Annotated in this window: 18 protein-coding genes; 13 read left to right on the top strand and 5 right to left on the bottom strand. The window is 69.7% G+C overall.

The window, feature by feature from the left end; genetic code table 11:
* Nucleotides 1-40: 40 nt before the first annotated feature.
* From OOK40_RS06145 to OOK40_RS06135, 3 genes are all read right to left on the bottom strand, one after another.
* Complete coding sequence (locus OOK40_RS06145) at nucleotides 41-964, bottom strand: sugar ABC transporter permease (protein ID WP_266477142.1); 924 nt, start codon at nucleotides 962-964, stop codon at nucleotides 41-43.
* Nucleotides 965-1017: 53 nt separating this feature from the next.
* The gene (locus OOK40_RS06140; RefSeq protein WP_266477140.1) at nucleotides 1018-2016 is read right to left on the bottom strand and encodes a carbohydrate ABC transporter permease; all 999 of its coding nucleotides are present in this window, start codon (nucleotides 2014-2016) and stop codon (nucleotides 1018-1020) included.
* Nucleotides 2017-2113: 97 nt separating this feature from the next.
* A complete protein-coding gene (locus OOK40_RS06135; protein WP_266477138.1) occupies nucleotides 2114-3388 on the bottom strand; it encodes an extracellular solute-binding protein in 1275 nt (424 codons plus the stop codon).
* Nucleotides 3389-3752: 364 nt separating this feature from the next.
* Between OOK40_RS06135 and OOK40_RS06130 the strand changes: the two genes are divergently transcribed.
* From OOK40_RS06130 to OOK40_RS06120, 3 genes are all read left to right on the top strand, one after another.
* Entirely contained in the window at nucleotides 3753-5390 is a 1638-nt protein-coding gene (locus tag OOK40_RS06130) for an alpha-amylase family glycosyl hydrolase (RefSeq protein WP_266477136.1), read from the top strand.
* A 25-nt stretch (nucleotides 5391-5415) separates the two neighbouring features.
* Nucleotides 5416-6447, top strand: coding sequence for a LacI family DNA-binding transcriptional regulator (locus OOK40_RS06125; protein ID WP_266477134.1), 1032 nt, complete (start codon nucleotides 5416-5418; stop codon nucleotides 6445-6447).
* A 98-nt stretch (nucleotides 6448-6545) separates the two neighbouring features.
* Complete coding sequence (locus tag OOK40_RS06120) at nucleotides 6546-7424, top strand: phosphatase PAP2 family protein (protein ID WP_266477132.1); 879 nt, start codon at nucleotides 6546-6548, stop codon at nucleotides 7422-7424.
* Between the two features lie 757 nt (nucleotides 7425-8181).
* Here OOK40_RS06120 and OOK40_RS06115 read toward each other — a convergent pair.
* Nucleotides 8182-11193 (bottom strand): bifunctional [glutamine synthetase] adenylyltransferase/[glutamine synthetase]-adenylyl-L-tyrosine phosphorylase, encoded by a 3012-nt coding sequence (locus OOK40_RS06115; protein ID WP_266477130.1) that lies wholly within the window; start codon nucleotides 11191-11193, stop codon nucleotides 8182-8184.
* Between the two features lie 371 nt (nucleotides 11194-11564).
* Here OOK40_RS06115 and OOK40_RS06110 point away from each other — a divergent pair, with 371 nt between their 5' ends.
* From OOK40_RS06110 to OOK40_RS06075, 8 genes are all read left to right on the top strand, one after another.
* Entirely contained in the window at nucleotides 11565-12077 is a 513-nt protein-coding gene (locus OOK40_RS06110; RefSeq protein WP_266477128.1) for a pyridoxamine 5'-phosphate oxidase family protein, read from the top strand.
* Between the two features lie 31 nt (nucleotides 12078-12108).
* Complete coding sequence (locus OOK40_RS06105) at nucleotides 12109-12540, top strand: VOC family protein (RefSeq protein WP_266478934.1); 432 nt, start codon at nucleotides 12109-12111, stop codon at nucleotides 12538-12540.
* 282 nt (nucleotides 12541-12822) lie between these two features.
* The gene (locus OOK40_RS06100) at nucleotides 12823-13197 is read left to right on the top strand and encodes a response regulator (RefSeq protein ID WP_266477126.1); all 375 of its coding nucleotides are present in this window, start codon (nucleotides 12823-12825) and stop codon (nucleotides 13195-13197) included.
* Nucleotides 13197-13571, top strand: coding sequence for a response regulator transcription factor (locus OOK40_RS06095; RefSeq protein ID WP_266477124.1), 375 nt, complete (start codon nucleotides 13197-13199; stop codon nucleotides 13569-13571). The genes OOK40_RS06100 and OOK40_RS06095 overlap by 1 nt, the downstream gene beginning before the upstream one ends.
* Nucleotides 13568-14668 carry a HEAT repeat domain-containing protein gene (locus tag OOK40_RS06090; protein ID WP_266477122.1) on the top strand — a complete coding sequence of 367 codons (1101 nt, stop codon included), beginning with the start codon at nucleotides 13568-13570 and terminating at the stop codon, nucleotides 14666-14668. Before OOK40_RS06095 ends, OOK40_RS06090 begins: the two co-directional genes overlap by 4 nt.
* Entirely contained in the window at nucleotides 14665-16206 is a 1542-nt protein-coding gene (locus OOK40_RS06085; RefSeq protein WP_266477120.1) for a glycosyltransferase, read from the top strand. Before OOK40_RS06090 ends, OOK40_RS06085 begins: the two co-directional genes overlap by 4 nt.
* Nucleotides 16203-18305 (top strand): ATP-binding protein, encoded by a 2103-nt coding sequence (locus OOK40_RS06080; protein WP_266477118.1) that lies wholly within the window; start codon nucleotides 16203-16205, stop codon nucleotides 18303-18305. Before OOK40_RS06085 ends, OOK40_RS06080 begins: the two co-directional genes overlap by 4 nt.
* Nucleotides 18306-18354: 49 nt before the next feature.
* On the top strand, nucleotides 18355-19296 hold the full coding sequence (locus OOK40_RS06075; RefSeq protein ID WP_266477116.1) for a glycoside hydrolase family 16 protein: 942 nt from the start codon (nucleotides 18355-18357) through the stop codon (nucleotides 19294-19296).
* On the opposite strand, the gene OOK40_RS06070 is transcribed toward OOK40_RS06075, so the two are convergent.
* Entirely contained in the window at nucleotides 19288-19692 is a 405-nt protein-coding gene (locus OOK40_RS06070; protein WP_266477115.1) for an ATP-binding protein, read from the bottom strand. The two genes, OOK40_RS06075 and OOK40_RS06070, sit on opposite strands and share 9 nt — an antisense overlap.
* Nucleotides 19693-19834: 142 nt before the next feature.
* Between OOK40_RS06070 and OOK40_RS06065 the strand changes: the two genes are divergently transcribed.
* Nucleotides 19835-20671, top strand: a complete 837-nt coding sequence (locus OOK40_RS06065; RefSeq protein WP_266478931.1) for a helix-turn-helix transcriptional regulator — start codon at nucleotides 19835-19837, stop codon at nucleotides 20669-20671.
* Nucleotides 20668-20916 (top strand): DUF397 domain-containing protein, encoded by a 249-nt coding sequence (locus OOK40_RS06060; RefSeq protein WP_266477114.1) that lies wholly within the window; start codon nucleotides 20668-20670, stop codon nucleotides 20914-20916. The genes OOK40_RS06065 and OOK40_RS06060 overlap by 4 nt, the downstream gene beginning before the upstream one ends.
* Nucleotides 20917-20920 lie beyond the last annotated feature (4 nt).

Here is a 20920-nt window from a genome sequence, read left to right as displayed (position 1 = left end):
CCCGGCCGGTGTTCGGGCCGGGTGCCCCGGGGCGTACGGGTCAGGATTTGGCGGCGCCGGCGGTGAGACCGGTGACCAGGTGGCGCTGGACCAGATAGAAGAACAGCGACGCGGGGATGGCGATGAGCACGGAGGTCGCGGCCATCAGGTCCCACTGGGTGTCGTGCTCGCTGATGAAGCTGGTCAGGCCGACGGCGAGGGTGTACTTGTCCTCGCTGAGCATGAAGACAGACGCGTAGGCGACTTCGGCCCAGGCGGTGAGGAAGGTGTAGAAGGCGGCGACCGCCAGGCCGGGCCGGGCGAGCGGCAGGATCAGCCGGTAGAAGGTGCCGAAGGGCGAGAGGCCGTCGACCCGGCCGGCTTCGTCGATCTCCTTGGGGATGGTGTCGAAGTATCCCTTGAGCAGCCAGGCGCAGTACGGGATCGCGGTGGTGCAGTAGACCAGGATCAGCGCCCAGTAGGTGTCCAGCAGACCCAGGTTGGCGAGGATGTTGTACAGCGGCACCATGAGGATGGCGACCGGGAACATCTGCGTGACCAGGAAGGTCCACATCAGCTGGCGGTGCCCGGGGAAGCGCATGCGGGAGACCGCGTAGCCGGAGCTGGCGGCGATGAAGACGCCGAGCAGGCACGTACCGAGCGCGACGATCAGCGAGTTGGCGAACCACTGGAGGAACTCGGTGTCGCCGAGAACGGTCGTGTAGTTCTCGAAGCTGATCTTGTCTGCGATGTCGCCCGGGTGCAGGTAGTCGGTCTTGTCCGGGCCGAGCGAGATCCAGGCGATCCAGCCGATCGGGAAGGCCGCTATGAAGGCGGCGGCGATCAGCACGGTGTGGATGAGCACGGACGCGGAACGGGGGCGCTCGCCGCGCTTCAGCTGCCGCTTGCCCGCGGCGGGCTTACGGGGCGGGACGGCGGCTGCCCGTTCGGCGGCCGCGACCGGGGCATCTGCGGTGGTGCTCATGGGGGTCGCTCCCCTCTCTTTCGTCATGGCTGGTTCCTTGTCCGAGGCGGCCATCAGACGGCCTTCTCGTTGCGGGCCAGCCAGCGCCGGTAGAAGGAGGCGAAGACGATGAGCATCGACAGGATGATGACGCCGTACGCGGCGGAGCCTGCGTAGTCGCGCGGGTCCTGGCCGAAGCCGAGGCGGTAGGCCCAGGTGACGAGGATCTGTGCCTCGGGCGCTCCGGTCGCGCCGAACAGCAGGAAGATCACGACGAACTGGTTGAAGGTCCAGATGATGCCGAGCAGCACGACCGTGCTGCTGACGGAGCGCAGGCCGGGAACCGTGACATGGCGGAAGCGCTGCCAGGGCGTCGCACCGTCGACCTCGGCTGCCTCGTAGAGCTCGGACGGGATCGACTGCAGGCCGCCGAGCAGCGAGACCATCATGAAGGGGACGCCGACCCAGGTGTTGACCATGATGGCGGCGGTCCGCTGCCAGAAGGGGTCACTCAGCCAGGGCGCGGTGGGCAGATGGAGCGAATCCAGCGCCAGGTTGAGGACACCGCCGTCGTCGGCGAGGATCAGTCGCCAGGCGAAGACGGTGACAAAGGTCGGCACGGCCCACGGCAGGATCAGCACCATCCGGTAGAAGGTGCGGCCGCGGAGCTTGCGGTTGAGCAGCAGCGCGAGCCCCATGCCGATGCTGTAGTGCAGGGCCACGCAGACCACGGTCCAGACGATGGTCCAGGTGAAGTGGGGCCAGAACTGGTGGTCGCCCCCGGAGAGGATCTCCGTGTAGTTGTCGAAACCCACCCAGGAGAAGCTGTCGGGGATCTTGTTGACGCCGATCGTCTTGCCGACGTTGTTGCTGTTGGCGTCGGTCAGCGACAAATAGATGCCGCGGATCAGCGGGTAGACCACCAGCACGCCGATGACCGCGACCACCGGGGCCACCATCGCCCAGGCGTACCAATTGCGGTTGTACGACTGCCTGATACGGCTGATCGGCCCGCGGCGCGGCGCAGAGCCACGGCGGGTCTTCTCGCTTCCGCCCTCGACGGCGACGGTCATCTTCGACACCTTTACGACAGATTCTCAGGAGGGTGTACGGCGTGCGCCGTGGTGGTACGGCCGGGGTTTCCCGGCCGTACCACCACGGGCGGCAGACTTAGGAGAAGTCCTTGAGCAGCTTCTTGTAGGACTCGGCGGTGGTGTCCAGGCCCTTCTGGGTGCTCACCTTGCCCTGCAGGATCGCGGTGAGGTTGGTGCCGAGGTCGGCGAAGAGCGAGCTGTACTCGGGCAGTTCCGGACGCGGCCGGGCGGAGCCGGCGAGGATCGCCTGGAACTCGGCGATGCCCGGGGTGGCCTTGACCTCGGCGGTGTAGGCGGAGGTGCGGGTCGGCAGCGTGCCGTTCTTCAGCGCGATCTTGGCCTGGGTCGCACCCGAGGTCATGAAGCCGACGAACTTCTGGGCCGCGGCCTGGTGCGCCTTGTCGGAACCGGCGTAGACCGAGAGGTTGTGGCCACCGGTCGGGGCGCCGGCCTTGCCGGTGGAGCCGGCCGGGACACCGGAGATGCCCAGGTTGGCCTTGTCCTTGAACGCGGTGCCCTTGTAGATGTTCGTCAGCTCCCACGGGCCCTGGACGATCATCGCGACCTTGCCGGTGTTGAAGGCGTCCATCATGTGGGCGTAGGAGTCGGCGGTCACATCGAGCTTGGCGACACCCGGCGCGGCGAGGAGGGCCTTGGTCGCGTCGACCGCCTTGACGGCCTCGGGCGAGTTGACGGTGATCTTCTTCGAGGCGGCGTCGACCATGTCGGTGCCCTCGCCGAAGAGGAAGGGAAGCTCGAAGTAGGAGTCGGCGCGGAGCTGGAAGCCGTCGACGCCCGCCTTCTCCTTCACGGCCTTGGAGACCGTCTTGATCTCTTCCCAGGTGGCCGGGGCCTTGTCGAAGCCCGCCTTCTTCAGGATCTCCTTGTTCCACATCAGGCCGAGGGAGTCGGTGACGAAGGGGGCACCGTAGGTCTTGCCCTCGTACTGGGCCTGCTTGAGGAGCGAGGGGGTGATGTCCTCGGTCTTCCCCAGCGCGTCCGTGCCGTCGAGCGGGGCCAGGAACTGCGACTTGGCCCAGGAGGCGGTCCAGCCGACCTCGGCGCGGATGATGTCGGGGGCACCCTTGCTGCCGGCCGCGGTCTGGAACTTGTTCTGAGCCTGGTCGAACGGGACGTTGACGTAGTTGACCTTGATGTCCTTGTTCGCCTTTTCGAACTCGGCGATCATCGCCTTGTACGTAGGCGCCTCATTGGTCGCGTTCGACGTGTCCCACCAGGTCAGGGTGACCGGGCCGCCGGCCTTGTCACCGCTGTCGCCGTCTCCGCCGCACGCTGTCGCTGCCATTGCCAGTGCCGCAACCAGCGCGGTGGCCGCTATGCCACGCCGCATGTGAACTCCTTCAGAGATGCCCGAGATGGCGGAGGCGACCAGGCCCCCTGCCGACCGCTCCCTCGCGGCGCCGGGTTCGGGCCAGAACGTAACAAGGATGAAAGAGACCCGAAAGACCTTGCGGCAATTTTCTGCAAGAGCAGGGGATCGTTACATCCACGTGTCCTGACAGTTGCCATCGCATCGCTTGACGGCGGCCGTTTCTGCCGTCCAGGGCGCTCCACGGTGGGCTGCAACTACTTTCGCAAGCTCTTGCAGGGCTGTTATTTTGGTTCCCGGAGCACCGTCACCACCGGGCCCGTACCCACGTTGACCTCGTTAGTTGTACGTCCCCCCGCCCCGGACCTGACGAGAGGGACCCCGAATGACCCACGAGCTCGCTTCCGCCGTCGGACTTCCCGCCCCCACGGCGGCCGAGGGGCCGCTTGCTGCAAGCAATTCCAGCAAGAGCCGCGGCTGGTGGCGCGATGCCGTCATCTACCAGGTGTACGTGCGCTCCTTCGCCGACAGCGACGGCGACGGCATCGGCGATCTGCGCGGGACCACCCAGCGCCTGCCATATCTCGCCCAGCTGGGCATCGACGCCGTCTGGCTCACGCCGTTCTATGCCTCTCCGCAGGCCGACGGCGGCTACGACGTCGCCGACTACCGGGCCGTCGACCCGCTCTTCGGGAACCTCGCCGACGCGGACGATCTCGTACGCACCGCCCACGAGCTGGGCATGAGGGTGATCGTGGACATCGTCCCCAACCACACCTCGGACCAGCACCCGTGGTTCCGGGCCGCGCTCGCGGGCACGTCCGGGGGGCAGGCCCGCGAGCGCTACCACTTCCGGCCCGGCAAGGGCCCGGCCGGCGAGCTGCCGCCCAACGACTGGGAGTCGGTCTTCGGCGGCCCCGCCTGGACCCGCACGGCCGACGGCGAGTGGTACCTCCATCTCTTCGCCCCCGAGCAGCCGGACCTCAACTGGGACAACCGGGAGGTCCACGAGGAGTTCGAGTCCGTCCTGCGTTTCTGGCTGGACCTCGGCGTCGACGGTTTCCGGATCGATGTCGCGCACGGCATGGTCAAGGCGGCCGGACTGCCGGACATCGGCCACAAGGAACAGGCCAGGCTCATCGGCGCGCAGAAACTGCCCTTCTTCGACCAGGACGGTGTGCACGAGATCCACCGCTCCTGGCGCAGGCTCCTCGACTCCTACCCCGGCGACCGGATCGGCGTGGCCGAGGCCTGGGCACCGAGCCCGGACCGGCTCGCGCTGTACGTGCGCCCCGACGAACTGCACCAGGCCTTCAACTTCCAGTTCCTGCGGTGCCCCTGGGACCCGGCGTCGATGCGCGCCGTGATCGACGAGTCACTGGCCGCGACCGCCTCGGTGGGCGCGACCACCACCTGGGTGCTCTCCAACCACGACGTGGTCCGCCACCCCACCCGCTACGGAGGCGGGCGGCGCGGGCTACGCCGGGCTCGCGCGGCCGCGCTCCTGATGCTCGCGCTGCCCGGCTCCGCGTACGTCTACCAGGGCGAGGAGCTCGGTCTGCCCGAGGTCACCGATCTGCCCGACGAGGTGCGCCAGGACCCCGCCTTCTTCCGCGCGGCGGGCCAGGACGGCTTCCGCGACGGCTGCCGGGTGCCGATCCCGTGGGCCGGCCAGGAGCCGCCGTACGGTTTCGGCCCCGGATCCAGCTGGCTGCCGCAGCCCGACAGCTGGCGGGAACTGTCCGTCGAGGCGCAGAGCGGCGACCCGTACTCGACGCTCGAGCTCTACCGCTCGGCGCTGGAGCTGAGGCGCCGGCTGCCGGGCGGGCCGATGCGCTGGCTGCCCGGGCCCGACGGGCTGCTCGCACTGTCCCGGCCGGGCCTGGTCTGCACGCTCAACACCACCGGATCCGTCATCGAAATCCCGCTGCCGGGACGGCTGTTGCTCTGCTCCGACGGTATGGAACCATTGGGAGACACAGCCCGTATTCCGGCCGATTCCTGCGCGTGGTGGGCAATCTGACATGCGACCGGTACAGTCCAATCCCGTGACCGCACGGCTCGCCGACATCGCAGCCCAGGCGGGGGTCAGCGAAGCCACAGTCAGCCGCGTGCTCAACGGCAAGCCCGGTGTGGCCGCGGCCACCCGTGAATCCGTACTCGCGGCGCTCGACGTCCTCGGATACGAGCGGCCGGTGCGACTGCGGCAGCGCAGCGCGGGACTGGTCGGCCTCATAACTCCGGAACTCGACAACCCGATCTTTCCGGCGCTCGCCCAGGTCATCGGCCAGGCCCTGACCCGGCAGGGGTACACACCGGTCCTGGCCACCCAGACCCCGGGCGGTTCCACCGAGGACGAGCTCACCGAAATGCTGGTGGACCGCGGGGTCTCGGGGATCATCTTCGTTTCGGGCCTGCACGCGGACACCACCGCCGACATGCAGCGTTACGACCAGCTGCGCGGCCAGGGCGTCCCCTATGTCCTCCTGGGCGGCTTCTCGCCCAAGGTGAAGGCCCCCTTCGTCTCCCCCGACGACCGGGCCGCGATGCACCTCGCCGTGACCCATCTCGCCTCGCTCGGCCACACCAGGATCGGACTCGCGGTCGGGCCCAAGCGCTTCGTGCCCGTCCTGCGGAAGATCGAGGGTTTCCAGCAGGCCATGGAGGTCCAACTCGGCCTCTCCGCCGAGGAGTCCGAGCAGCTGATCCAGCACTCCCTCTACAGCCTCGAAGGCGGCCAGGCAGCCGCCGGCGCCCTGATCGGTCTCGGCTGCACCGCCGTGGTGTGCGCGAGCGACATGATGGCGCTCGGCGCGATCCGGGCCGCGCGGGGTCTTGGCCTGGAGGTGCCGCGCGACATCTCCGTGGTGGGCTTCGACGACTCCCCGCTCATAGCGTTCACGGATCCGCCGCTGACCACCATCCGGCAGCCGGTCCTCGCCATGGGGCAGGCGGCCGTCCGGACCCTGCTGGAGGAGATCGGGGGCACCCCAGCCCCGCACAGCGAGTTCGTCTTCATGCCTGAGCTGGTGGTACGGGGATCAACCGCTTCGGGGCCCGTACAACGCCCCTCGGGGTGACCCCCTGGAAGCTGTAGTCCATAGGGTGGAGAGAATGCGTACTGAACCAGACCGAGGGATGATCGGTGTGGGACGCGAATCTGGCAGACTCTCTCCCCATGGGTGAAGCGACCGTGAAGACACTGGAAGGCCGGACGGCCACCCCGCCACCCATCGTGGACGAGGAACGCCCGGCATCGACGCCTGCGCCGAGCGGTCGGGCGCGCTCACCGCGCCGTCCACGGCTGTGGTTCGAGATACTCCTGATCGCGGTCAGTTACTGGACGTATTCACTCATCCGCAATGCGGTACCGGAGCAGAAGTCCGCGGCACTGAGCAACGCGGACTGGATCTGGGACGTCGAGCGCTCCCTGGGCCTCGCCTTCGAGCAGTCGGTCAACCACGCCATGAACTCGGTGTCATGGCTGATCGTGTCGATGAACTACTACTACGCGACGCTGCACTTCATTGTGACGATCGGCGTGCTGGTCTGGCTCTACCGCGGCCATCCCGGGCGTTACGCGGCCGCGCGTCTGGTGCTCTTTGCAACGACCGCGGTGGCACTGGTCGGTTACTACCTGTATCCGCTCGCTCCGCCGAGGCTGATGAACGGCCAGGACTTCATCGACACCGTGCTGGTCCATCACACCTGGGGCTCGATGGCCTCGGGCAACCTGAAGAACATGTCGAACCAGTACGCCGCCATGCCGTCCATGCACATCGGCTGGTCGCTGTGGTGCGGCCTCATCATCTTCGCGCTGGCGTCCGCGCCCTGGGCGAAGATCCTCGGAGTCCTCTACCCGGTGGCCACGCTCGTGGTCATCGTGGCGACCGCGAACCACTTCTGGCTGGACGCGGTCGGCGGCATGATCTGCCTGGCCTTCGGCTTCGCGGTCTCGTACGCCTGGTGCCGGGCGCTTCCGCACCAGCTGCCCCGGCAGGTGGACCGTCCGGACCGCGAGGCGCGGCTGCTCCCCCGCATCACCGCGGGAAGATGACCCGCCGCCCGGCGGCCGCGTCCGCCGGATCCCGGTAGCCGGGTGCGCGCCGCGCCGTCTCCGGCTCGGGACAGCCCGGGCGTCGGGCGCCGCAGGCGTCGGCCAGCAGCCACTACCCGGCCCGTGGGCCCGGGCTCTCCGCGTCACGAAGCCGACGCTCGGGCGGGTGATTTTCCCCCACCCCGCCCCTTCCCGAAACCGGGGGCTGGCGCCCCCGGCCCCCGGGGCGCCCGTTTCGCGGCGGGGCGGGCGACTGCCGCGTGCCGCGGAGAACGGCCCTGGTCAGGAGCGGGGCATCCTCCGCACCGCGAAGCCGGTGCTCGGGGGCGCGGGGGCGCCAGCCCCCGCTTGAACCCACATCCCCCGACCTCCCCAGCCCGCTGGCATGACCACCCTGGCTGGCACACGCCGCGAAGCCGGCGCCGAGCGGGGCTGGGGGGACCAGCCCCCGCTGCTCAACCCACTGCGCCGCGAAGCCGGGGTTCGGGAGCGCGGGGGCGCGGGGGCGTCAGCCCCCGCTGAGCCCCACCCCCCGGGGGCCCGGGGGCGCAGCCCCCGGATACGGGAAGGGGCGGGGGTGGGGAAACTCCCTGCGCCGCGCCGCAAAGCCGGGCGCTCAGCGGGCCGGGGGCGTCAGCCCCGGCTTGTCCCCGGGGGCAAGCCGGGGTTCGGAGGCAGCGCCACCGCAAGGGTCCGGGGCGCAGCCCCCGGATACGGGGAGGGGTGGGGTGGGGGAAAACACCCCCCGGCCGCACCCCTACGCTCCGTAGAACAGCACCTCCACCACCGCCCGCGCCCGCCGCGTCATCCGGCGGTAGTCGTCCAGCATGTCCCCGCTGTGCCCCATATACAGCTCCCCCGTCACCCCCGGCCCGTACCCCAAGTACCGTCCCACCGCCGCCAGTTCGCGGCCGTCCGAGGGGAACGTGTCGCCCGGGCGGCCGCGGACCAGCATCACGCCGTTGCGGACGCGGGTTGCCAGGACCCATGCCTCGTCGAGGATCTGCGCGTCCTCCGTGTCGATCAGGCCCGCCGCGTGTGCCGCCCGCAGGGCCTCGCGGGTGCGGGTCGTGCGCAGGCCCGGTTCCGCCCAGCCGTGGCGCATCTGGAGCAGTTGGACCGTCCATTCCACGTCGCTCAGCCCGCCGCGCCCGAGCTTCGCGTGGAGCGTGGGGTCCGCCCCCCGCGGCAGGCGTTCGGACTCCATCCGAGCCTTCAGCCGCCGGATCTCGCGGACGGCGTCCTCCCCGAGCCCCTCAGCCGGATACCGCAGCGGGTCGATCAGGTCGATGAAGCGCCGCCCCAGCTCCAGGTCCCCCGCCATCGGCTCCGCGCGCAGCAGCGCCTGGCTCTCCCACACCAGCGACCACCGCCGGTAGTACGCCTCGTAGGAGGCGAGGGTGCGGACCAGCGGACCGCTCTTGCCCTCCGGCCGCAGATCCGCGTCGATCAGCAACGGCGGGTCTGTCGTGGGCAGTTGGAGGAGTCGGCGCATCTCCGTGACGACCGTGTTCGCCGCCCGCGTCGCTTCCTGTTCGTCCACGCCCTCGCGCGGCTCGTGGACGAAGAGCACGTCCGCGTCGGAGCCGTAACTCTGCTCGTGTCCCCCGAAGCGCCCCATGCCGATGACCGCGAACCGGGTCGGCAGCTCGTCGCCCCACTGCTGGCGCACCGCGGCCCGCAGCGCGCCCGCGATCGTCGCCGCGTTCAGCTCGGTGACCGCGCTGCCGACCCGGTCCACGAGCGCGCCCGGGTCCGCCTCGGCAGGGCTTTCCTCGGTGCCGTAGGAACCGATCAGGTCGGCCGCCGCGGTACGGAACAGCTCCCGGCGGCGTACGCCACGCGCCGCCGCGACCGCGCCCTCCGGGGTGTCGGCGCGTCCGACGGCCGCCAGGATCTCCTGCTCCAGGTGCTCGCGGCCGCGCGGCCTCAGGCCCTCCGGATCGCCGAGCAGCGCCACCGCCTCGGGGGCCCGCAGCAGCAGGTCGGGGGCGAGCCGCCCGGCGGACAGCACGCGCGCCAGGTTCTCCGCGGCCGCACCCTCGTCGCGCAGCAGCCGCAGATACCAGGGCGTCTTGCCGAGCGCGTCGGACACCTTGCGGAAGCCCAGCAGACCGGCGTCCGGATCGGCGGAGTCGGCGAACCAGCCGAGCAGCACCGGCAGCAGGGTCCGCTGGATCGCGGCCTTCCTCGTCACGCCGGAGGAGAGCGCCTCCAGGTGCCGCAGGGCCGCCGCGGGATCCGCGTAACCGAGCGCCTCCAGCCGCTGCCCCGCCGCCTTCGGGCTGAGCCGCGTCTCGCCGGGCGTGAGCTGGGCGACGGCGTCCAGCAGCGGCCGGTAGAAGAGCTTCTCGTGCAGCCGCCGTACGACGGCCGCGTGCCGCTTCCACTCCTTGTTGAGCTCGGCGACCGGGTCGGTACGCAGCCCGAGCGAGCGCCCGAGGCGCCGCAGATCGGACTCGGCCTCGGGCACCAGATGCGTACGCCGCAGCCGGTACAGCTGGATGCGGTGCTCCATGGCGCGCAGAAAGCGGTACGCCGCATCCATCTGGGCGGCGTCCGCACGTCCCACGTAGCCGCCCGCCGCCAGCGCCCGCAGGGCCTCCAGCGTGGTGCCGCTGTGGAGTGTCGCGTCGCTGCGGCCGTGGACCAGCTGCAGCAGCTGTACGGCGAACTCGACGTCCCGCAGCCCGCCCGGGCCGAGCTTGAGCTCGCGTTCGATCTCCGCCGCGGGGATGTTGTCGACGACGCGGCGGCGCATCTTCTGCACGTCCGCGACGAAGTTCTCGCGCTCGGAGGCCTGCCACACCATGGGCGAAACGGCCTCGATGTAGTCCTCGCCGAGCCCCGGGTCCCCGGCGACCGGCCGGGCTTTGAGCAGGGCCTGGAACTCCCAGGTCTTGGCCCAGCGCTGGTAGTACGCGACATGGCTGGACAGGGTGCGCACCAGCGGGCCGTTGCGTCCTTCGGGCCGCAGATTGGCGTCGACCGGCCAGATCGTGCCCTCGACGGTCGTCTCGGAGCAGATCCGCATCAGATGCGAGGCCAGCCGGGTCGCGGCCTGCACGGCCTTGCTCTCGTCGGCGCCGTTGGCGGGTTCGCCGACGAAGATGACGTCCACGTCGGAGACATAGTTGAGTTCGTGGCCGCCGCACTTGCCCATGGCGATCACTGCGAGTCGGCACTGCGCCGCATCGCCGGGCGCCGAGGTGCGGGCGATGGCGAGGGCGGCGCGAAGGGTGGCTGTGGCCAGGTCGGCCAGTTCCGCGGCGGCCTGGGCGACATCGGTCGTACCGCACACGTCGCGGGCCGCTATGGACAGCAGGCACCGCCGGTAGGCGACGCGCAGCGACACCGTATCGGTGGCATCGGCGAGGCCGCGCTCGAAGTCGGCGACGCCGGGGTGCAGATCGGCCGCCTCGTAGGTGACGAGCGCCTGCCAGTCGCGCGGGTGGCGGGCGAGATGGTCGCCGAGTGCCTCGGACGAGCCGAGCACGCCGAGCAGCCGGTCGCGCAGGGGCTTCGCTGTGATCAGGGTGTCGAGGAGGCTCTGCCGGCCGGCGGGGGGCTGCGCCTCGACGAGCCGTACGAGGGCGCGCAGCGCCAGGTCGGGGTCGGCGACGGCGCCGAGCGCGTCGAGGAGGACGGGGTCGGAGCGTACGGAGGCCATGTCGGAGAGGCCGAGAAGCCGTTCGGCGGCGGACGGATCGGTGAAGCCGTGCCGCAGCAGACGTGTGAAGGTACTGCTTCTGCGCCCCGACACCGTCATCCCGTCGTCTCCGTCCTGCCCGCTCAAGGATCGTCCCGCCCGATCAAGGCCCCTGATTCGAGCCTAGGCCCTGTCCGGCCGATCTTGCCGGGCTCGCGTGCCCTGGCACGCACTCCCCCGTAGCCCTTCAGGCACGGGAGTGCCCCCATGCCGCGTTGCGTCAGTCGCCGACGCTCCGCGTGGACTCCATCCTCCGCCTTGCGATCGCACGCACCAGACCCCGCTCACTGATCCGGCCTGATCGACCGGACAGAACCTAGCCGCCGGTGCGCGATCAGGACCCTCGTGATGCCGCCCGGCCCGTCGGCCGATGAATAGGGGCGCCGCTCGCGGTCTACACATTCGGTGACCCGAGTGGAGAGGACCGCACCATGCCCGAGAACGAACCCCTGACCAAGCTGGACGCCCGCTACAGCGACGAAAAGGCCACCGCCGACGACTGGACCGATGCGGTCGAGCGCCTGAAGGCGGCCGAAATCTACTGGCTGTCGACCGTGCGCCCGGAGGGCCGTCCGCATGTCACCCCGCTGATCGGCGTCTGGCACGACGGCGGGCTGCATTTCTGCACCGGCGCCGACGAGCGCAAGGCGAAGAACCTCCGCGACAATCGGGAGGTGGTCCTCACCACCGGGGCCAATGCCCTCAGCGAGGGCTACGACGTGGTGGTCGAGGGCGCGGCGGCACGCGTGACAGACGAGACGCGACTGCGCGCGCTGGCGGACGCGTACGTCGAGAAGTACGGCTCGGACTGGACCTTCGAGGTCCGTGACGGCGAGTTCGTGCACCAGGCCGGCACCGCTCTGGTCTTCCGCGTGGAGCCGCGCACGGCCTTCGGCTTCGCGAAGAGCCCGTACAGCCAGACCCGTTGGCAGTTCACCGAATAGAGGAGCTCGACCGATGGCACCCACGGAACCGATGGAACTGACGCTTGAAGTGATCATGATCCCGGTCACGGACCTCGACCGGTCGAAGAAGTTCTACGAGGAGGGCTGCGGCTTCAAGGTCGACCTCGACCAGGAAGTGGCTCCGGGCATCCGCATCATCCAGATGACCCCGCCGGGCTCGCGCTGCTCCGTCTCCATGGGCAGCGGCCTCCCGGGCCCTCCCGGCCAGACGCCCATGGCCCCCGGCTCGCTCCAGGGCATCCAACTGTGCGTGACGGACATCGCGGCGGCCCGCGCGGCCTTCGTCGAGCGGTCGGTGGACGTCAGCGAGATCCAGCACGTGGGCGCGAGCGGCTGGGAGGACGGCCCCGGCGACACATGGAACTCGTTCATGTTCTTCCAGGACCCGGACGGCAACGGCTGGGTCATCCAGGAGGCTCCGGCACCGCTTTCGGAGCGCTGAGCGGACGCGAGTATGTGACGCCGCACAGCGTCACACAACTCCCGGTCCTGACAAGCCCGTTGCCCAACCCGCCTGTCTCCCGGCCGAATCGACCGGCTTCCCCGCCCCGCTCCTTCGTCACCCTCAGTAAGCCAGGCCCCTCAGCGTCAGTTGACCGGTCCGGACCCTGGCACCGGGGGCACCGGCCGGGTGTTACCCACAGTGATCACAAATGTGGCAGGCAAGACAAAACGCACATACGTTGATGGCAGGTGACGCGATACTTCCGTGACAAGGACAGTAATGGGCACTCCGCGCGTACTTGTGATCGAAGACAATCTGGACGTCAGTGCCCTGCTGGAGCGTCATCTGCGGGGGCTGGGGTGCCAGGTGGCCGTCGCGGGCACCGGCGAAGAGGGCCTCGAACTCGCCTTCGCGGACCCACCCGACATGGCGATCATCGACATCCTGCTCCCCGGTATCGACGGCCGGGAAGTCATCCGCAGACTGCGCGCGGACAGCCGTACGGGCACGTGCCACCTCGTCGTCTCCTCAGTGCTCGACCAGCAGGATCTCAAGGAGCTGGCGGTGGACGCGATGCTGGCCAAACCGTTCCGGCGCTCAAGCGTGATGCGCCTTCTCGACTCCTTCCGGAATTCCGCAGCCCAGGAGACGTAATGCCTCGAGTCCTCATAGCCGATGACGATGGCGACATACGGGACCTCGTCGCTTTCAAACTGACCCAGAGCGGTCATGAGGTCATCGCCGTGGAGGACGGCATGGCCGCGCTCAAGGCAGCGCGCAGCCAGCCGGTCGATGTCGCTCTGCTCGACATACGCATGCCCGGGATGTCCGGCCTGGATGTGTGCCGCGAACTCCGCGCGGCGCCCGAGACCGCCTCGCTCCCCGTCATCCTGATCACTGCCCGCTCCCAGGAGGGAGACGTCGAGACGGGATTCGCCGCGGGAGCCGACGACTACATCATCAAGCCGTTCAGCCCGCGCGAACTGAGCAGCCGCGTCCAGGCCGTGCTCACCAGGGCGTCCCGGTGATCGCCACCAGTCTCGTTACTGGCGCACTGATGTGCCTGGTGACCGTCGTGGTGCTGCTGGGGGTACTGATCGTCGGCCTGCGCTTCGTCCGTCACTACCGGCAGCGCCGACAAGACCGGATCGTGGCCCCGGTGCGGGGGGTGCTGCTGGAGCTCCTGTGCGCGGAGGAGGACGAGCAGCGCGAGGCGCTGGACCTGCTCTCGGAGCTCGACGACCGCACCTGGGGCGCTCTGGAGCCAACGGTGGCGCTGATGTTCGGCAAGGTCTCCGGACAGGCCAGGACCGCGCTCATCGAGTTGTTCGAGCGCCGCGGGGCCACCGCGGATGCCGTGGCGGATCTGGGCCGCCGGGGCGCCGTCCGGCGGGGCCGCGCCGCGGAAGTGCTCGGCCAGCTCCGTCACCGGCCCGCGGCCCCACCGCTCTGCCGCCTGCTGCACGACCGCGACCCGGAGGTGCGGCTGGTCGCCGCGCGGGCGCTGGGCCTGATCGGAGAACCCTCGGTCGTCCCGCAGCTGCTGGACTGCCTCTACGGACCGCGGACCGTACCGCCCGCCGTGGTCACCCGGGCGCTGACGTCCTTCGGGCCGGAGGCCCTGCGGAGCATCGCGGCGGGTCTGGAACACCCGGAGCCGCTCGTCCGGGCGGTGGCGATCGAGACGCTGGGCGCGATCGGCGGGGTCTCCAGGACCGCCGAGATCGCGAGCGCTCTGCGCGAGGATCCCGATGCGGAGGTGCGTATCAGGGCCGCCCGCGCGCTGGGCAGGCTCGGCATGCCGGACGGCCTCGAGCCGCTGCTGGCCGCGGTGGGCCCCGGTCAGCCGGTCGCCCTGCGCCGGGTGGCCGCCGGGGCCCTGGGCAGCCTGGGTGCCGTGGCCGCCACGGCCCGGCTGCGGGGTCTGCTCGGCGACCCGGATGATCATGTGGCCGGCACCGCGGCCCGGTCGCTGCTGCGGCTCGGCGACGTGGGCGGCGTCGAATTGCGGGCAGCCGCCGACGGGCGTTGGGGCCTGCGGGCGGCGGCACAGGCCAGGGCGGCGCTCGCGGAGTCGTCCGTCATCGGCGCCTCCTCCGCCCACGTCGCCGAGGCGGCCCCGTGAGTGCGGTGAGCGCTGCCGACATCCTGAGCCCGGTGCACGCACCCGGCGCCTGGAGCCTGGCGAGCGACGGGTCGCTGGGTTGGCTGCGGGACGCGGGGCACACCCTGATCACGGTGAGCGACGGCGCGATCCTCGTGTACTTCGCGGTCATCAACACCTGCTATCTGCTGCTGATCCTCGTCGCCTTCGGAGAGCTCGTCAGGAGGCTGCGCCGGGCATCCTTCGCGGGCTACGAAGACGCCTCCGCGAGTCCCTTCACCCCGCCGGTGTCGCTGATCATGCCCGCGTACAACGAGGAGACATCGATCGCGGAGGCGGTCCGGGCCATGCTCCTGCTGCGCTACCCGGTCTTCGAGGTCGTCGTCGTGGACGACGGCTCCGCCGACGGGACGCTGGACGCCCTGCGGGAGGCGTTCGACCTCGTCGAGGTGGAGCGCGTCGTGCCCGACGACGTACCGCTGCGCGGTGCGGTGGAGTCGGTCCATCTGCCCAGGGGCGGACCGGTGCCGCTCGTGGTGGCCCGCAAGGAGAACGGCGGCAAGGCCGACGCCCTCAACGCCGGAATCAACCTGGCACGCTATCCGCTGCTGTGCATGGTGGACGCGGACTCGATCCTGGACTCCGAGTCGCTGCTGGCGGTTGCCAAGCCGTTCTGCGACGACCCGATGCGGGTGGTCGCCACCGGCGGCGTGGTCGGCATCGCCAACGGCTGCACCGTCGTCGCGGGCCGTGTCGTCGAGCCGCGCGTACCCCGGGAGCTGCTGGGCCGCATCCAAGTGGTCGAGTATCTGCGGGCCTTCATGCTCGGACGTACGGGGTGGTCGAAGGTGGGCGGCCTGCTGGTCATCGCCGGTGCCTTCGGTCTCTTCCGGCGGGACATCGTGGTGGCGGTGGGCGGCATGGACGCGGGCTGCATCGGCGAGGATGCCGAGCTGGTCGTCCGCCTGCACCGGTATCTGCGTGACCAGGGCCGCGACTACCGCATCGTCTTCGTCAGCGAGCCGATCTCCTGGAGCGAGGCGCCGTCGACGAGGAAGGCCCTGGCGGGACAGCGGCGGCGGTGGCATCGCGGGCTGACGGAGATCCTGCTGAAGCACCGCCGCATGATCGGCAACCCCCGGTACGGCCGGATCGGGCTGGTATCGCTGCCCTTCTACGTGTTCTTCGAACTGCTCGCCCCCGTCATCGAACTGGCCGGTCTCGTCCTGGTACCCGTGAGCGTGCTGCTCGGTGCGGTCGATCCGGACTTCGTGTGGCGCTTCCTGCTCGTCGCGTACGGCTACGCCCTGGTGGTCAGTCTGGTGTCGCTGGCGGTGGAGGAGTACGCCTTCCACCGGTTCGCACGGTCGCGGGACATCTGGGGTGCTGTCGTCGGGGCGATTGCCGAGAACATCGGATACCGCCAGCTCACCGCGTGGTGGCGACTGCGCGGCATGCTGCAGGGGCTGCGCGGCTCTCCGCAGGCGTGGGGGTCCATACCACGCAGCGGATTCGCCGAGACCGGGCAGGCGCGCGCGGGCGGAGGTGATCGTGCATGAGCGGACGCAAGGGACGGGGCGGCAAATCCGTCACGCGGCGGCTCGGCACCGCGTTCGGCGTGCTGATCGGCCTCATCGTGCTGGTCGCGAGCGGAGTGCTGACCGCCGCGTTCATCGGATACGGGGCGAGCGACGAGATCGTCGACCAGACGCAGCCGGCTCTCGCCGACAATCTGCGGTTGCATGGCGAGGCTTCCGACATGCAGCGTTCCATGCGCGGCTATCTCCTCACCGGCGATCAGAAGCTGCTGGATGTCTACCGGACGGCGCGCCAGGCATACCCAGCCGTACTCGCCTCCGCCCTTGAGCATGGCGATCCTGCGACCGATCGGAGTCTGAGGACACAGGAACAGCAGCTTCAGGCCTATGTGCGCATCGCCGACCAACAAGCGGGAACCACACCGAGAAGCGAGCAGGCGGCACGGCTCACGCGTGAGGGCACAGTCCGGTACAACGCGTTCGAGGCCACCAACCGCGAGCTTGATGACCGGTTGAGCGAGGAAGTCCTGCGGATGGACGAGCGCGCCGACGGGATTGTCCGCGTCGGTGCCGTCTGGGTCGCTGTCCTGCTGCTCGCTGCGCTGGCCATCGCCGTGTACACGTCGCTGCGAACCACCCGTGCCCTGGTCCGGCCGCTCAAGCGCGTGGAGCAGACACTCGGCCGGTTGACCGCCGGGGAGCACTCGGCACGGGCGAGGGAGCAGGGGCCTGCCGAGATCCGCGCGGTGGCCCGGTCGGTGAACCTGCTCGCCGACGAAAGCGCGCGCCTGCGCGGGATCGACGACGAGCGGCGCCGACTGTCGAAGATTGCCCGGGACGTCGGCATCCGGATCCGCGAGCGCCTCGATGTGGATGAGGTCCTGGACGCGGCCTGCACGGGGATCGGCGCGGGTCTGGAAGCCGACCACGTGTTCATCCTGCTCGTCCAAGAGGACAGCCCGGTGGTCCCGGTGGCGCGGGCATGGAACGCAGAGCAAGGTCTGCTCACGGCCGAGGGGTTGCAGGCGCTCCCTCCCATCCCCGCAGAGGTGGTCCGCGACCACTACCGGCGAGGAATGACCTGGTCCATCGACAATCTCCCCGACTATCTCTTCGCCGGCGTGCCCCTGCCGGACGCCCCCGGCTCCTTCGGCAGGACGGGCCTGCCGGAGGAAAATCGAGACGCCGCGAGGGCCCTGGGCCTGTACTCCGTCTTGCTCACGCCGATCGGAGTGGGGGAGGAACCGCTCGGAGCCGTGTGCCTCTCCCGCAGTGCGCCGGAGCACCCCTGGCGCGCTGTGGAGATCGACATCGCGGAGTCGATGGCCTCCGGTGTCGGCCGGGCGATGCACAACTCGATGCTCTACGGGCAAGAGGCGGCCCTGGTGGAGAAGTTGCGCGCGCTGGACCAGGCCAAGAGCGAATTTCTGTCGACCGTCTCCCACGAGTTGCGGACTCCGCTGACCAGCATCGTGGGATATGTCGAGCTGCTCAGGGACGACGAAACGGGCCCGCTCTCGGAGCCGCAGCATCGCATGCTGGACATCGTCGACCGCAACGCCAACCGGCTGCGCGCGCTGATCGAGGACCTGCTCACCCTGTCCCGGATCGAGGCCGGCACCTTCAGTTCGCAGAAGGTGGAGGTCGACCTGCGCCAACTGGTGGGCTCGGCCGTGGACACCATCAGGCCCGCCGCCGAGGCGGCCTCCGTCCACCTGGAGACCGACTGCCCCGAAGAGCCGCTCGTGCTGGAGGCGGACAGCGACCAGATCGACCGGGTCCTGATGAACCTGCTGTCCAACGCCGTGAAATTCACTCCCAGCGGCGGGCACGTACGCGTCCAGGCTGCCGCAGACGACGGCGAGGTGGTCCTCAGCGTCAGCGACACCGGTATCGGCATCCCCCAGAAGGAGTGCGAGCAGCTCTTCAGCCGGTTCTTCCGGGCCTCGAACGCCGTGGACCAAGCCATCCCGGGCACGGGACTCGGGCTGACCATCGTCCACACGATCGTGGCGAACCACGGAGGCACGACGGAAGTTCGCTCCCAGGAGGGCGAGGGCACGACGGTGACCGCACGGCTGCCGCGGGTGGCCGCGCCGGAGACCGTGAACGCCCCCTGAACTGCCCTCGCCGGGCGTGTTGTTCAGGCCAGGCAGGAGGTGCAACCCGATGAAGCTGCCGCTGAGGAGCCGCCGCACGTGGTCGGCGGTGACGTCCGCGCTCGCCGTCCTCGCCGTGGGCTTCGGCCCATCGGTGGCGCGTGCCACCCCGCCGTCCGCCGACGGGTGGGCCGTCGAGTGGACCGATGACTTCGACGGCAGAGCCGGAACCGCGCCGGACCCCAAGAACTGGATCACCGACGTCGGCACCAGCTATCCCGGCGGTCCGCCCCACTGGGGAACCGGTGAGGTCCAGCGGTATACGGCCGACCCGGCCAATCTGAGCCAGGACGGCCGAGGCAACCTGCGCATCACACCGCTGCGGGACAGCGCCGGCCGATGGACCTCCGCCCGCATCGAGACGCGCCGCAGTGACTTTCGGCCACCGGACGGCAGGAAGCTCCGCATTGAGGCCCGCATCCAGCTCCCCGGAATCACCGGCCCCACGGCCTTGGGTTACTGGCCGGCCTTCTGGACCCTGGGCAGCCCCTTCCGTACCGGCGAGGGAGTATCACCCACCGTCGGCGAGTTCGACGTTCTGGAGAACGCCAACGGCGTCAACCGGATCTGGGGTGCCATGCATTGCGGGACGAGCGAGGGCGGCCCCTGCGAGGAGAGCACGGGCCTCGCCGCCGACACCACCTGCCCCGGCTCGGTCTGCACCGGCCGCTTCCACACCTACGCCGTCGAGTGGGACCGCAGCGTGAAGCCGGAGCGGGTTAGCTGGTACGTCGACGGCAGGCGCTACCACTCCGTCAGCTCGGCACAGATGAACGAGGCCACCTGGGACGCCGCAACGGGCCACGGGCACTTCATCCTCCTCAACCTGGCCATCGGCGGCGGCTTCCCCAAAGCCATCGCCGGGCACATCACGCCCACTCCGGAGACCCGCCCCGGCAGTTCCATGCTCGTCGACCACGTCACGGTGCTCACCACAGGCGCGTCAGAGTGACGCGGGCCGGTCGATCTCGGCCCATGCGGTCTTGCAGGGTGCGGGCCCGTCGTCGACGCCCCAGCGATCGGCCAGCGCCTCGACGAGCAACAGGCCGCGCCCCGACTCCGCATCCGGCTCCGGGCAGTCGGAGCGCTGGGGCCGCCTGTCCGCGCGGGCATCGGTGACCTCGATGCGTAGCGTCCCGGCGTTGCCGACGGTGAGCGTGAGACGGAAGTCGCGCCCGGGTACGCGGCCGTGCAGCGCGGCGTTGGCGGCCAGCTCGGCAACGATCTGCTCAGCCGTCGCGAACGAATGTCCCCACTCCGTCAGTTGCTGCACCGTCAGGCGGCGGGCAAGCCGGGCGCCTCGGCGCGTCGAGGACAGCAGGATCGAGAAATGGCGTACAGCAGTCACGGATCGGGTGATTTCTTGATTCACGTCACTCAGCGTGGCCGCCCACACCTACTCTGAACAGTAATGAAGTCGGTACGCAGCGTAACTGTCCGGGCGGCGCCCGGTTGTGTCCGGACAGTGCGGACGGGTGGAGGTCGGCGGCATGGACGACGGTACGGAGCAGCAGAGTTGGGACGACGAGAGCGGGGCGGTCCTCAGGATCGTCGGCCGTCAGCTGAAGGCGTGGCGGGAGGCGGCAGGGCTCAGGCAGGCGGAGCTGGGGACGGCGATCGGGTACAGCGAGGAACTGGTCTCCTCGGTGGAGCGCGGTCGGCGTGCTCCGAAGGATGTGTATCTGCAGAGGACGGATGACGTCCTGGGCGCGGGCGGCAAGATCATCTCGATGCAGAGGGACGTGGCGGAGGCCCGGTATCCGAAGAAGGTACGGGACTTGGCGAAGCTGGAGGCGGAGGCGGTCGAACTCGGCGCGTACAACCACTCCATGGTCCACGGGTTGTTGCAGACCGAGGAGTACGCGCGAGCACTGTTCGGCATGAGGCGACCGCTGCTCGGCGAGGAGGTCATCGAGCGCGAAGTCGGCGCCCGAATGGCACGGCAGGCGATCGTCGACAAGACGAAGACCCTGCCTGTTTTCAGCTTCGTTCAGGACGAGGTGACGCTGCGCCGACCGACGGGCGGCAAAATGGTACAGCGGCGACAGCTCGAACGGCTCTTGGAGGTAGGGCAGTTCCGGAACGTGGAGATCCAGGTAATGCCGACGGACCGCGAGGAACATGCCGGACTGACTGGCGGATTCCGGATCTTCAAGCTCCAGAGCGGTGCGACGCTGGGTTACACGGAAGTGCTGCGCATCACGCGCCTGATCTCCGAGCCCAGGGAGGTGCAGTTCCTGGAGATGCAATATGGAAGCATTCGGGCGCAGGCTCTCACGCCACGGGAGTCGCTGGCCTTCATCGAGAAACTGCTGGGAGAGACATGAGCATCGAGCCCAAGCTCGACTGGTTCAAGAGCAGCTACAGCAGCCCCGAGCCCGACTCGGACTGCGTCGAGGTGGCGTGGTTCAAGAGCAGCTACAGCAGCGGCGAACCCGGCTCCGACTGCGTCGAGGTAGCGACCACCTCCAGCGCCATCCGAGTCCGCGACTCCAAGAACACGACCGGCCCACAGCTCGCCTTCGCCCCTCAGGCATGGGCAGACTTTGTCACGTACGCAGCCGACCACTGACCCC

It is taken from the genome of Streptomyces sp. NBC_01481 (genome assembly GCF_026339995.1).
Classification (GTDB): domain Bacteria; phylum Actinomycetota; class Actinomycetes; order Streptomycetales; family Streptomycetaceae; genus Streptomyces.
This window is presented reverse-complemented; position numbering and strand designations above follow the sequence as displayed.

Excerpts from the sequence above, each read along its gene's own strand:
- OOK40_RS06105 (WP_266478934.1), top strand. The coding sequence starts at position 12,109 with ATGGAACTGACGCTTGAAGTGATCATGATCCCGGTCACGGACCTCGAC.
- OOK40_RS06095 (WP_266477124.1), top strand. The coding sequence starts at position 13,197 with ATGCCTCGAGTCCTCATAGCCGATGACGATGGCGACATACGGGACCTC.
- OOK40_RS06100 (WP_266477126.1), top strand. The coding sequence starts at position 12,823 with ATGGGCACTCCGCGCGTACTTGTGATCGAAGACAATCTGGACGTCAGT.
- OOK40_RS06065 (WP_266478931.1), top strand. The coding sequence starts at position 19,835 with ATGGACGACGGTACGGAGCAGCAGAGTTGGGACGACGAGAGCGGGGCG.
- OOK40_RS06080 (WP_266477118.1), top strand. The coding sequence starts at position 16,203 with ATGAGCGGACGCAAGGGACGGGGCGGCAAATCCGTCACGCGGCGGCTC.
- OOK40_RS06060 (WP_266477114.1), top strand. The coding sequence starts at position 20,668 with ATGAGCATCGAGCCCAAGCTCGACTGGTTCAAGAGCAGCTACAGCAGC.
- OOK40_RS06075 (WP_266477116.1), top strand. The coding sequence starts at position 18,355 with ATGAAGCTGCCGCTGAGGAGCCGCCGCACGTGGTCGGCGGTGACGTCC.
- OOK40_RS06130 (WP_266477136.1), top strand. The coding sequence starts at position 3,753 with ATGACCCACGAGCTCGCTTCCGCCGTCGGACTTCCCGCCCCCACGGCG.
- OOK40_RS06145 (WP_266477142.1), bottom strand. The coding sequence starts at position 964 with ATGAGCACCACCGCAGATGCCCCGGTCGCGGCCGCCGAACGGGCAGCC.
- OOK40_RS06140 (WP_266477140.1), bottom strand. The coding sequence starts at position 2,016 with ATGACCGTCGCCGTCGAGGGCGGAAGCGAGAAGACCCGCCGTGGCTCT.
- OOK40_RS06135 (WP_266477138.1), bottom strand. The coding sequence starts at position 3,388 with ATGCGGCGTGGCATAGCGGCCACCGCGCTGGTTGCGGCACTGGCAATG.
- OOK40_RS06115 (WP_266477130.1), bottom strand. The coding sequence starts at position 11,193 with ATGACGGTGTCGGGGCGCAGAAGCAGTACCTTCACACGTCTGCTGCGG.
- OOK40_RS06110 (WP_266477128.1), top strand. The coding sequence starts at position 11,565 with ATGCCCGAGAACGAACCCCTGACCAAGCTGGACGCCCGCTACAGCGAC.
- OOK40_RS06120 (WP_266477132.1), top strand. The coding sequence starts at position 6,546 with ATGGGTGAAGCGACCGTGAAGACACTGGAAGGCCGGACGGCCACCCCG.